At 39.5% G+C, this 12048-nt stretch carries 11 protein-coding genes; 3 read left to right on the top strand and 8 right to left on the bottom strand.

From position 1 onward, the window contains the following. Positions 1-49 precede the first annotated feature (49 nt). Positions 50-823: a YggN family protein gene (locus WNY79_RS05225; RefSeq protein ID WP_004335480.1), complete on the top strand. Its 774-nt coding sequence runs from the start codon at positions 50-52 to the stop codon at positions 821-823. Between the two features lie 110 nt (positions 824-933). Here the strand turns inward: WNY79_RS05225 and WNY79_RS05220 are convergent, their stop codons facing one another. Then, entirely contained in the window at positions 934-3363 is a 2430-nt protein-coding gene (locus tag WNY79_RS05220) for a zinc-dependent metalloprotease (RefSeq protein WP_342875327.1), read from the bottom strand. Between the two features lie 154 nt (positions 3364-3517). Here WNY79_RS05220 and WNY79_RS05215 point away from each other — a divergent pair, with 154 nt between their 5' ends. Beyond that, entirely contained in the window at positions 3518-4486 is a 969-nt protein-coding gene (locus WNY79_RS05215; protein ID WP_342875326.1) for a class 1 fructose-bisphosphatase, read from the top strand. Positions 4487-4665: 179 nt separating this feature from the next. Here WNY79_RS05215 and WNY79_RS05210 read toward each other — a convergent pair whose 3' ends face one another. Further along, positions 4666-4992 carry a hypothetical protein gene (locus WNY79_RS05210; protein ID WP_342875325.1) on the bottom strand — a complete coding sequence of 109 codons (327 nt, stop codon included), beginning with the start codon at positions 4990-4992 and terminating at the stop codon, positions 4666-4668. A gap of 43 nt (positions 4993-5035) precedes the next feature. On the opposite strand from WNY79_RS05210, the gene WNY79_RS05205 reads away from it, so the two are divergent. Further along, a complete protein-coding gene (locus tag WNY79_RS05205; protein WP_342875324.1) occupies positions 5036-5395 on the top strand; it encodes a DUF5522 domain-containing protein in 360 nt (119 codons plus the stop codon). 305 nt (positions 5396-5700) lie between these two features. On the opposite strand, the gene WNY79_RS05200 is transcribed toward WNY79_RS05205, so the two are convergent. From WNY79_RS05200 to WNY79_RS05175, 6 genes are all read right to left on the bottom strand, one after another. Continuing rightward, entirely contained in the window at positions 5701-6534 is an 834-nt protein-coding gene (locus tag WNY79_RS05200) for a sulfurtransferase (protein WP_342875323.1), read from the bottom strand. Then, a complete protein-coding gene (locus WNY79_RS05195; protein WP_342875322.1) occupies positions 6534-7628 on the bottom strand; it encodes a capsular biosynthesis protein in 1095 nt (364 codons plus the stop codon). The genes WNY79_RS05200 and WNY79_RS05195 overlap by 1 nt, the downstream gene beginning before the upstream one ends. 177 nt (positions 7629-7805) lie before the next feature. Further along, the gene (locus WNY79_RS05190) at positions 7806-8225 is read right to left on the bottom strand and encodes a group 1 truncated hemoglobin (RefSeq protein ID WP_170072418.1); all 420 of its coding nucleotides are present in this window, start codon (positions 8223-8225) and stop codon (positions 7806-7808) included. After that, a complete protein-coding gene (locus WNY79_RS05185) occupies positions 8225-9058 on the bottom strand; it encodes a DUF3034 family protein (protein ID WP_294121322.1) in 834 nt (277 codons plus the stop codon). Before WNY79_RS05185 ends, WNY79_RS05190 begins: the two co-directional genes overlap by 1 nt. Further along, positions 9045-11360, bottom strand: a complete 2316-nt coding sequence (locus tag WNY79_RS05180) for an EAL domain-containing protein (protein WP_342875321.1) — start codon at positions 11358-11360, stop codon at positions 9045-9047. The genes WNY79_RS05185 and WNY79_RS05180 overlap by 14 nt, the downstream gene beginning before the upstream one ends. After that, complete coding sequence (locus WNY79_RS05175; protein ID WP_024598918.1) at positions 11353-12015, bottom strand: methylamine utilization protein; 663 nt, start codon at positions 12013-12015, stop codon at positions 11353-11355. Before WNY79_RS05175 ends, WNY79_RS05180 begins: the two co-directional genes overlap by 8 nt. Positions 12016-12048: the final 33 nt, after the last annotated feature.

Raw genomic sequence — 12048 nt, 5'->3', positions numbered from 1 at the left:
TTTTTTTGTTAACCTACTCGCCTTCCATTTTAGTCTTTTTGAGGTGTTTATGGCGTTTCTATCTCGTTCGATATTGGCGTTGTCCATAGCGCTCTCAAGCAGTAATGTCTTTGCTCAAGCCCAATGCGATGTTGAATTACGTCATGGTTTAATTATTACTGACGATGCGATTCGCATATTAGATAAAGGCCAGACTCGTGTACAAATTAATAACAATAACCAACTGTTTATTCGCGGTTATTGGGTTGATTTAAGCGATGACGAAAGCAAAGTACTCGAACAGTTTAGTAATGGTATTCGCCACACAGTCCCCGAATTAGTAAATCTTGCTACAGATGGTGTTAACTTAGGTTTAAGCGCTATTGAACACGTAGTTGAAGGTATGTCTGACAAAGAACCTGAAGTACTTAAAACACAACTGCAGTATGTAGAGCGTGCGCTAATGGATAAGTTTAAGCGCGGCGATGACTTCTTTTTTATAGCCCCTCAATCACTTTCGCAAATAGATGATTTTTTTACTAAAGAGATCAGCCAGCAAATTCACTCTGCAGTGCATGGATCGTTAGGTGCTATTTTGGTATCACTCGGAGATGCGTTTAAATCGCGTGAAGGCAATATAGAAGATCGTATTAACGACATGGGACAACGTATGGATATTATCTCAAGAGAAATTGATAAGTCGCTACAAAAAAAGGCGCATCAATTAGAGCTTAAAGCTTCTGAATATTGCGAATGTTTAAATGCACTCGATGTAACCGAATCTCGCTTACAAGCAATAGTACCTGGTATGGCCGATTATGATTTAGTGCAAATAAAGTCTTAAAGTACTCATCCACTTTTAGAATCAAATAACCCCGAGTATAAATATACTCGGGGTTTTGCTTTTTAACTTACTAATATTGAGTGCTAAAACTAAGCGCTTCAATTTTTATTCTAAATTGGTGAGCCCGGAGGAATTGGAAGTACTTTAAAGTTATTTGGCCATTGCCCTTTAATTAAAAACTGATTTACTTGCTCTGCTAAATATTGCTTAAATGCACTCTCGCCAATACTTGTATGGCTCAACATTGAGTTTTGGTTAAAGTCTTCACTCAACTTAACTAAGTAGTAACGCAACTGCGCCTGCACTTCAGGGCTTACACTATCGCTTGCTACTAAATCAGCCATAGTTTTTGCTGCTAAAAATTGCACGCGCTGAGTAATTTTACCTGTCATTGTATTAGGCGACGACACGTTAAACACTTGGTTATATAGCGCCTCAAGTAGTTCATCTAGACTATAAAAGTCATTACTGCGTGCTTGCTGCTGCGCTAGGCGATTTAAACGCTGTGCATTTAATAAAAGCGATAAACTATGCTGCACTGCAACTTCGGGTAATGCCATTGCATCGAGCGTTAACCCTGTGCGCCCAACTATGCTCTCGCGCGATTTAGACTCGCCATAGGCTTTTGGCGGAATTAGCGATAATACAGATTCAGGAAGTAATAAGTTATTTGGCTTAAGCGTTGCAAAAATAGCACTTACCGCTTCTTGCTGCATTTTTTTATTAACGACTTGTGCGCCTTTTACGGGTGAGTCACCACGTGTTTCGTATTCGTAATCAACACCGGCTATAAGCTTAACCGCAGCTTCTACCTGAAAACGGTGGAACAGATAAAGTGGAACTAGTTTTTCTTCTAATTGCGATAGTGAATCGCCCGTTTTAATATTATTAATACCAAACTGCGAAAGCGCTTTTTTACGTACGTCGAGTACGCGTAAAAGCTCCTGAGAGGGATTAGTGCCGTTATCCCATAAATGAGCAGTTGGGTGCGCGCCACCTTTAGCACGAGCATCACTATCTGATATAAACTCAAGGCCTTTGGCTTTGTTCTCCTTTAAAATAGCGGCGAGTTCTGCGCTTTCATCTTGGTTAGTAAAATCGCTATAGCCATATTTAATTACTTGGGTATCCCACACGCCCATGCCTGTTGCATAGCCGCGCGTTACATCAAGCTTACCTTGTTCATTAAAACTAAGTAGCGGATGTGGGTAATCCATTACAGAGGCTCTATCCCCTACCGATGCAGCAAAGTTATGAGAAATACCTAACGTGTGGCCAATTTCATGCGCGCTTAATTGGCGAATACGATCAAGCGCCATAGCTTGTAAGTTTTTAGCAACTTCATTACCTTTTAAATAAGGTGCAGCGAGTGCTTCAGCTATTAAAATATCTTGGCGAACACGCAATGAGCCGAGTGTTACATGTCCTTTAAGTATTTCACCTGTGCGAGGGTCAATTACAGAGCTTCCGTATGACCAACCACGCGTTGCACGGTGTACCCATTGAATTACGTTGTAACGAATATCCATAGGATCGGCACTACTTGGCAGCACTTTTACTACAAATGCGTTTTTGTACCCTGCAGCAGTAAATGCGTCGTTCCACCACTTCCCACCTTCAAGTAAAGCGCTTTTAACTGGCTCCGGCACGCCGGGATCTAAATAATAAACAATAGGTTCAACTGGCTCACTAATTGGTAAGCTTGAGTCCTTTTTCACTAAACGATGGCGCGGTATATAGCGCACAAACATAGACTCGCCAAGCGGGGCTGCGTAGTCTTTATGCTCAATACTCCAAAAGCCAGATTGCGGGTTAAACTTGCGCGGCGTGTAGTTATCATCTGGTAATTGAATAAGCGAATGATGCATATGCACAGTAAGTGCGTATGGGTCGGCACTTACTTGGCGAACAAACTCACCTGGTTTTGTGCCTTTAAATGTAAGCACGGCTTCAAGCTCGGTGTTTTTTACAAATGCTTTTGAGCGATTCATATAAACGGCGCTACGTGACTCATCAAGGCTAAAGCTACCTTGCTTACGTGCAGCAAGCGTCCGGCTTACGCCATGTACATCACTTAATAAATAAGGAGTGTAATCAATAAGTGCTGTGGTTTTATCTTCTGCGACCACTTTAAAACCTGCAAGTATACTTGATGCAAACGCTTCTTTAATGCTTTGCTGCTCAGCCTTATTACTTGTATTAGCACGATAGTAAGTATTTACAGCACGTAGCATTACTTTTCCACCAAAACGCTCAAACTGCACAAGGTGAGTATTACCCAGCTGACCTCTATCAAGGCCTATGTCGTTAGAGCCAATACCGTAAGGTAAACTTTGTTGCAGTAAAAATTGCTGTTCAAACTTATCTACTTTTAAATAAACTTTGCCGTTTTGGGTATCGTAAAAAAACGAATAGTAGCCCGGAAAATGATTCATTTGCGTAGTAAATTCATCAATTGACTTAATTGCTGCGTGCGCTTGAGTTATGATAGTGCACAGCACAGTAAAGAATATGTAACTTAGTAGTGGTATTTTTTTCATAATCTTATCTTTGTTGTTTGTGTTTTAAGTACGATTAGGTGACACCATTATAGGGTGCTATTTAAACAATACAGTTATTTAAGACGAATTTCAGCGCACTAAGCTAATCTCTCTCACATTATGATTGGTTTTAACACGTTACCAGGAAAATAAAATGCGTAGACTCCCTCCAGTATTACTAGAAGACGGTTGCCCAAGAGAACTTTTATCATTAATTCGAACAATTTTAGCGGCATGTAAAGAAATTTCGTTTCGCGTTGGCCAAGGCGCGCTTTCTGGCGTATTAGGCTCAACCCTTGATGAAAACATTCAAGGTGAAACTCAAAAAAAGCTCGATGTATTATCTAATCAGCTGTTAAAAGATATTTTACTGGAATCAGGTACGGTTAAAGCAATCGCTTCTGAGGAAGAAGACTACACAGTAGCCGGTAACCCAGACGCTAAATTTATAGTGGCATTTGACCCACTTGATGGCTCATCAAACACCGACATAAACTCGCTGGTTGGTACTATATTTTCGATTATGGAAGCGCCTGATGGCTCAGACGCTGCTGATGAAAGCATATTTATGCAGCCAGGTCATAAGCAAGTTGCCGCAGGTTATGTACTTTATGGTCCGTCAACAATGCTTGCGCTGACTACAGGTAAAGGCACCCGTATGTTTACCCTTGATAAAACACAAGGCAGCTTTTTACTTACACAAGACTTTGCCGAAATCCCTACTGACACAAACGAATTTGCAATTAATACGTCTAACCAACGTCATTGGCAACCAGCTATGCAAGACTACATCAATGATTTGCTAGCTGGCGATATGGGCCCGCGCGCTAAAAACTTTAATATGCGCTGGATTGCAGCAATGGTTGGCGATGTGCATCGCGTACTTAGCCGTGGTGGTTTATTTACTTATCCTACCGATACTAAAGATCCTAAAAAGCCAAATAAATTACGCCTACTTTACGAAGCAAACCCAATGGCCATGCTAGTAGAACAAGCTGGCGGTATCGCTTCAACCGGTACCGAGCGCATTATGGATATTCAGCCTGATGCAATCCACCAGCGAGTAGCCGTTATTTTAGGTTCTAAAAACGAAGTAGAAACGTGCTTGGGATATCATAAATAATCGCTTAAAACGATTGTCTTCAATTTAAAAAACCGCATTCAATTGAAGTGCGGTTTTTTTGTAGGTGAGGTTTTACATCTCGCTTTTTAAACACCAAAGCCACGTTACATGAGCGCGAAGTAAATTCGCACCTACAAGGTTGCACATATTGTTGTAGGTGAGGTTTTACACCTCGCTTTTTAAACTTTTACTAACGCAACTATTTGCTCAAGCTTTTGATAATTAAGCACTCCCATTTGCTCGCTATTACTGAGCGCATAAATAAAACCTTCATGCTCAGTACAATCAATGTCATCTCGCGATTCAATTACGTTTGCCCAAAGCTCTAAATCATCCAAGTCTATTTCGTTACTTAAACAGCGCTTAAGTACATCAATTAAAACCTCGGTTGAGAGAGTATAATGAGTTTTATTGCTATCAGCTGAGCTTGAAACGATAACCGATATAGCTTCACCCCTATGCTCACCAAACGTAATAAATTCAGCTAATGCTTTTTGTGTATTCATAATATTTGTTATTCTTGGCTCACTGTTACTAAAAAGAATTATAATGACTCAACTTAACTGCACTCAGTGCCACAGCACTCTAACGTGTAATGTAGACGATATATCAGCGTGTTGGTGCAATGAGCTGCCGGCTATTTTACCGCTAGATACCACAGCAACAAGTTGTTTATGCCGCAAGTGCACGCTTAATAAAATAAATACTTTTTTAGAGAGTGTTTATACACAACCTATTAAAACCCAAATAGACTTTGCAAAGCAATTTAGAGGTAACGACAATTTAATCGAAGGGCTCGACTACACCATGCAAAGTGGTTACATGATATTTAGTAAGTGGTTTTTTTTAAAGCGTGGTTCGTGCTGCAAAAATGGTTGTAAAAACTGCCCTTATGGTTTTAGAAAGTAAAAACTATTTAATACAAATACGAGCAAACATTGGTTTTTACCTTCTCATTTTCTTCTCTTTCACTTCTCCTTGTGAATAATATTTTTAAGTACTGTTATTCACAAAGAGGTTTAGAGGCGCTGCGCTTTTAGAGTAAGTGATTGTATAAAAATACTATTCAAATACGAGTAAGCACTGGTTTTTATCTTCTCATTTTCTTCTCTTTCACTTCTCCTTGTGAGTAATATTTTTAAATGCAATTATTCACAAAGAGGTTTAGAGGCGCTGTGCTTTTAACGTGAGCAAGCTTTACATATCCAACACGTCTACTTTTCTCCCGTGGCGATGGGCAATGAATCACTCGCGCCCCACTCACTCCAGGAGCCATCATAAACGCTTAAATTACTGTAACCACATTCAGTAGCAAATAACGCTAAAACACAGGCTGTGATACCTGAGCCACAGCTAAATTGTAACTGCTGCGCATCATCGACCACATCACTAAACATCGCTTTAATTTCAGTAAGTGGTTTGGCTTCACCTTTATTAAGTAAATCCATAAAAGGTAACGAGCGACTATTTGGGATATGCCCGCTGCGCATACCTTTTCGGGGTTCACTTTCTTCGCCTGTAAAACGTTTATAAGCACGTGCATCTAGCAATACAGTGTTAGGCTCATCGATTACGTCAACCACTTGTTGGCTATTAATAAAATACTCAGAATTATAGTTTGCTGTAAAATCACCTTTACCTAATACTTCGCTATAACCTTGTTGTATGGCGTAACCGCACTCTAACCACTTTTTAAGGCCACCGCTGAGTACTTTAACATTGTGATGTCCCATAGCTTTAAACATCCACCACGCTCTTGCAGCGCTAAATAAACCGCCATCTTCGTATACAACTATAAACGAGTCGTTATTTACACCTACATTTTGCATCACGTGGGCAAACTGCTGCTCACTGCATATCGTACTCGGTAAGGGATTTGATCTATCGGCCAATTCGTTTTTTATGTCAAAACGTTTAGCGTTAGGCAGCATTGCTTGCGGCGAATAAGTACCCAAAACCCCTGGGCGCAGCATACCTGCATCAAATATCACTAATACAGGATTATTAAGTTGCTCGTGTAATTGCTGACAGCTAATTAGGTTTTTCACTACGGCTCCTTATTACCATGATACTTAGCAAACTCGTCATTACCCGTAAAACGCGCTTCAATCGCTTTAATATGCTTATCTTCAGTATGTTTCCATACGCCAGGAATACAATATACGTGTTCAATAAAGCTAAAAAACTTATCCTTTAATAATGCATTTGGTTGCCAGCCCTGCATTACTTCGTTCATATTTGCTGCTAGCTGCTCAGCAGTGCTTGCATGCTTTACCAAACCCTCAATGTTGTAACAGGCTTGGCCAAGAGTTAAAACACGTTTATTTAGCAGTAATGCTTCTAAGCCGACCGTTGAATTAATCGTTAATACGGCTTCAGCGCACTTAATCAAATCACTCGTTTGATTTCCATTAGCAAAGATTGCAATCGGATCTTTTTCATAAAGGTGAGCGTAATGTTTATGCCATGACGGATGCTCTTTAAAAACCACTTTTAAACTTGGATCGTTTAAGCTTTTGACGGCTTTAATCACCTCGTCGTAAAACATGTCCATAGAATTTATCCACGGAGAAAAGCTAGCTAATTGAGTATCGTGTGGTACTTGAAAAGGCGCAAATATATAGCGTTCTGGCACATCGGCGCACTCAAATTCACAGCGCTTTTTATGATCAGCTCTTGGAATTAAATCTGGCGCACAAAAGTTTAACTTATTTTGTGGGTCAAAATTTAGGTAAAAAGAAGGGTCACGGCTTAACGACGCATTATAGTTAATACCGCTAGGGTCTAAACTACTTGTACCGGGTAGTAAACCATTTTCATAATAAAACTGCTTAACACCTAATGCTTTTGCAGCCATAGCAACGGTCGTATTTGGAAGTTTATTGCCATTCCAAATAACAATGCAGTCAGGATTAGTCTCGGTTAATAAGGCTAAATACTTAGCGTATCGTAATCGTTCGAATAAAACTAACCCAGCACTGTAAACAGCAGTAATAATAGGACTATTCCAGATAGTATTACGTGCTCTTTTGCGTTTTAGCTGAGAGTTAACTACATCAGTAAAATTAACTTGAAACGCATCTTTTAAATACTTAACAGCAGAAAGCTTAGGGGCTCCCATGATATGTAATTGGCAATCCATCGACAATTTTTTGATTATTTTTTTATAGTATTTTGCGTGTACATTTTTGCGAGAGATGAATAGATAAGCCATACAAGCTATATTTGCCAATTATTGTTTTTATGAAATAATTCTAAGTGGACAATGACATCAAAGCAAGGTTCCCTTTACTTAATAATTACTTTAAAGCCTTTATGGCTACATTTTTATAATTTCACCACGAAGTGGTGCCATTCTAGAGAGAATATCGTTTTGCAAACTATGGCTAATGTTCTGCTCATTCATTGCATTTATAAGTAAATCAACCACATGATTAAAGTCTTTCTCTGTAATATGCATACCTGTATGGATTGCTATCATAGAGTCGCCATCGTATGTACATGGGCCTTCTACTAACATACACATATGAGTAATAAACCCTTGGCGAAAGTACGCTATATTGCTGTGTTCAAAGTAATGAATTATCTGCTCGTCATTACCTATTTGATAGATAAAGCTATCAACAATTCTGCCTATCCCCGCTTTACCATCGAGCTTTTGATAAAGCGATAATTGTGTTGAGCTAGCACAACTACAAAGCAATCCTACGCATACTATAAAAATACCAACGCTTTTCATTACCAATACCCTGTTACCGATAAATACCAACCTGTTTGATCGTCAGCCCCTGCAATGCTTCCTAAATCAAGGTAAGCCGCTGTCACACTTACGTGCTTATTAGGCATCCACGCTACAAATAAGTCTTTCCAATCTTGTTCGCCTAAGTTTAAGTTATTTGATTTTTGACGATACTCAACACCTACGGCTACTTCACGACTGAAAAATATAGCTGTACTGCCTTCAAATAGCACTTTACTGCTACCATTTTCTCCACCGTAGCCGAGTAAACCAAGTTGATTAGCTTCGCTGTATCGTGTAGTTACGTTCCAAAACCAGTTATAACCAGCAATAGCCCCTAAATGTAATTTACTAGCAGCGAGGTAGTAGTCAGTGCCGCTAGTGTCTTGTGCACCTACAAGTGTTGCTACTGAACCATCATCAAGCGATTTATGTTGTAAACCTAAGCTTAATTGTGGCCAATCGCTGTAAACTATATCACCGTATAAACGAATTTTAGCACCCGTGATAGATTGCTCTATTTCGGTATCAAGCGCGGGTACATCAAATCGTTGCTGAGCATAGCTAAGCTCTATTCTATTAAATAAATTAAGTTGTGCACCGCATACATCGAGTGTGTAATCAGTTACATCTGCACGGCTACAAAAACCATTTACAGAAAATTCATCCTCGCTGGCATATCCGGCAAGCTGCGCCCAAGGCACAATGCCGCCGCCACCGCTACCCTCTATTTGAGAGACACCCGGCGTAGCTAGCAGTTTTCCATTACTTGCAATGCTAGGTAAACTACTTATTAAAAACAAACTTGCTAATAAGCATTTAATTTTTTTCATAGTATTCCTCCAGCCACTCTTCTAATAGTTCTGCTTTTAAAGGCCTACTTAAATAATAACCTTGTGCATGGTCGCACTGCATACTTTTAAGTAAATTTAATGAGCCAAGTGTTTCAACCCCCTCAGCTACAACCGAGAAACCTAGCTGATGCCCCAACGTAATTGATGATTGCACTATAAATTGATCTTTTTGCGATTCATCAAGTTTTAGGATAAAGCACTTATCTAGCTTAAGCTCATCAATAGGTAACATTTTTAATCGACCAAGTGATGTTTGCCCTACACCATAATCATCTAATGATATTTTAACGCCAATTGCCTTTAGGTTTTCGAGCGCTTTAATGCCTTTTTCTTCGTTTTCGATCATGTCGCGCTCAGTAAGCTCAATAGTGATCAGTTTAGGATCTACTTTGTGCTTTTTAAGCGTACGAACTAATGCAGCATGAAAGCCCGCAAATGCTATATCTTGTGCAGATACATTTATTGCAGCCTGTAAGTTTATATTTTTAGACTGCCAATCAGCTACTTGTGCTACAACCGTATTAACTACCCAACCAGTAAGTTCAACAATAAGACCAGACTGCTCAGCTAAGTCAATAAACAGCTCTGGGTTCACCCAGCTACCATCTTTTCGCTGCCAGCGAATAAGCGACTCAACTTTATCTATTTTTTGCGTTTTTATATGTAATTTAGGCTGGTAGGTCATAAATAGTTGACCGTCGTCATCACAAATAGCCTGCTTTAGCTCATCAAGCATTATTAAGCGATCTAAGTGCGCCTCGTCTTCACCGTTTTGATAGTAATGTATGCTCTCTTGTGTATTGGCTGCACTTTCAACAGCAATCAGTACACGGCGCATTAAGTCATCACTAGCAATACCTTGCGTAGGATACTGCACAATGCCCGCACTAAAGCGTAAGTTAATTTTGAGTGTTTGAATGGTATAGCACGCTTGTAATTGTGCCATTAAGCCAACAATACCGCTTTTGTGTTCGCGCGCTGCAGCCGTTGGAAACACAGTTAAAAACTCATCGCCGCCAATACGAGCATGGAAGCCCCCTAACTCATCCGAAAACTCACTTATTCTGCAAGCAACCGCCTTTAGGCAGTCATCACCAATACGCGGACCCAGCTTATCGTTTATATGACGAAGACCTTTTATATCTATTGCAACGAGCGTGTACTCGGCTGATGTATCTAACTCATCATCAAGCACCTCAAGCATTGCCGAGCGATTATAAAAGCCTGTTAGGGAATCGTGTCTGGCTTGAAAACTAATTTGCTGTTCACGCTGATTAATATCATTACCCATGCTATCAAACGCGGCAACTAAGGTGGCTATTTCTGTACTTTGCTTTTGCCCTTTAAATTCAAAAGTATAATTACCTTGGGCAAATTGCCTTGCAATAACAGCGAGCTGGGTTAGCGGTGTCGTTAAGTTATTAGCAAATAAACTGCTAGTAATAACACCTACAAACATAGTTAAAATAGCTAATATAATGAGTGTAAAAAGAAGTTTTTCGAAGTCGCTATAGCTTTGAGTTAAATCGGCACTTAGTAAAATAATAATGGGGTGAGTTAGCAGGGATGGTAAATTTATATCGCGATTACGATACACTGAGTACTCCCCCAAAAAGCGTGATGTAGTCACTGTATTAAAGTAATTAACGGGTTCAAATGGCTCTGGGCGATTAGCTAATGAGCTAATAACAATATCATCAGCACTGCCTATAAAGCTTACATCCATGCCCGTTAAGCTTTTTAGTTCATTCGCTACATTGTCGTCAATTTTAAAGCCTACCAAACTATAGGCCACTGTACGTGGCGCTCTTACGGGTAATAAAATAATTTGGTAAAGCTCGTTATTTAGCACCACAAAACTAGACTCTTCTGGCGCACTTAAAAGCTCTTCCATTAACGGCTTTAAGTTATGTGCAAAAGCGTCTTCGTCAGTATTGGCGGAAATTAGCCTACCCGATAAATCAAGTAGCAGCATTAATTCGGCATCAATACGCTGACTATGATTAAACAACACACTGCTTATTGTCCCGGCATCTCGCGTTGCTACAGCTTGCTTAAAACCAAAGTCGGAGGTGAGTACTTTTGCTGCGGTTAGTAGTAGGCTTTCTTTTGATTTTAAATATTGCTTATAAACATTTTGCGCTACGGTAATGTCTTGATTTACTTTTTCTTCTTGAAACTTACTCGTAGACCACCAAAAACTAAACAAGCTGACCATAGTGGTTAATAACACTAAGCCAACACATAAAATGGTTATGCGATTTCGTAAACTATTAGTCATTACCAGCCTTAAACTTACTACCAAAAGTATTTCTAGGTGCTGGGGTCGATGTGTTTACTGTTATCTGTAACTTTTTTTGAGAATTGATTGTTATAATTTTTTTATTCTCCAATGGCGCTGTTTGTAAAGGGTGCCACACACTCACTTGTGCAGGCAGTATATTAATAGGCAAACTAACATAGCCTTTTTTATCTGTTTTATATACGGATTCACTACTCGCTACATAGATATAGCCAACCATAGAGTCATGAATATTACACCCTAAAACAACAACCCCTTGTTGCTCAAACGTAATGGGCTCTTTTGGTTGCCCTGAATATAATCTTAGTTGAAAAGGCTTAGCTTGTGAAAAAGAATAAACATGATGGCGAATATTATCGCTGTTAGGAAAGTTAACTTTTTGACCCTGTTGTACAACTAATAATTCGGGTAAAAACTGCTTATGGACTTGATCCATTATGGCAGTGGGCAAATTTGATGGTGTGGCTTGCTTATCAGCAACATTAAGCTCAACCACTGCACCTGATAACTTTTGGCCGTGTTGATCCTCTATTACTAATTCAATATTTGCACTTAAAGCAAACTGACTAAAAAACAAACCTATAGCTAAAAAACAATGTCCTTTAGCAAACTTTTGCAATGCCCGCTCAAACATAACAACACCTAAATATTAATGTTAGGTTAAGTT

Source organism: Pseudoalteromonas sp. AS84, assembly GCF_038900255.1.
Classification (GTDB): Bacteria; Pseudomonadota; Gammaproteobacteria; order Enterobacterales; family Alteromonadaceae; genus Pseudoalteromonas.
Note: the sequence above shows the minus strand (reverse complement) of the source record. Positions and strands in the feature narration are given on the sequence as shown.

Excerpts from the sequence above, each read along its gene's own strand:
- WNY79_RS05225 (WP_004335480.1), top strand. The coding sequence starts at position 50 with ATGGCGTTTCTATCTCGTTCGATATTGGCGTTGTCCATAGCGCTCTCA.
- WNY79_RS05195 (WP_342875322.1), bottom strand. The coding sequence starts at position 7,628 with ATGGATTGCCAATTACATATCATGGGAGCCCCTAAGCTTTCTGCTGTT.
- WNY79_RS05215 (WP_342875326.1), top strand. The coding sequence starts at position 3,518 with ATGCGTAGACTCCCTCCAGTATTACTAGAAGACGGTTGCCCAAGAGAA.
- WNY79_RS05190 (WP_170072418.1), bottom strand. The coding sequence starts at position 8,225 with ATGAAAAGCGTTGGTATTTTTATAGTATGCGTAGGATTGCTTTGTAGT.
- WNY79_RS05175 (WP_024598918.1), bottom strand. The coding sequence starts at position 12,015 with ATGTTTGAGCGGGCATTGCAAAAGTTTGCTAAAGGACATTGTTTTTTA.
- WNY79_RS05185 (WP_294121322.1), bottom strand. The coding sequence starts at position 9,058 with ATGAAAAAAATTAAATGCTTATTAGCAAGTTTGTTTTTAATAAGTAGT.
- WNY79_RS05205 (WP_342875324.1), top strand. The coding sequence starts at position 5,036 with ATGACTCAACTTAACTGCACTCAGTGCCACAGCACTCTAACGTGTAAT.
- WNY79_RS05220 (WP_342875327.1), bottom strand. The coding sequence starts at position 3,363 with ATGAAAAAAATACCACTACTAAGTTACATATTCTTTACTGTGCTGTGC.
- WNY79_RS05180 (WP_342875321.1), bottom strand. The coding sequence starts at position 11,360 with ATGACTAATAGTTTACGAAATCGCATAACCATTTTATGTGTTGGCTTA.
- WNY79_RS05210 (WP_342875325.1), bottom strand. The coding sequence starts at position 4,992 with ATGAATACACAAAAAGCATTAGCTGAATTTATTACGTTTGGTGAGCAT.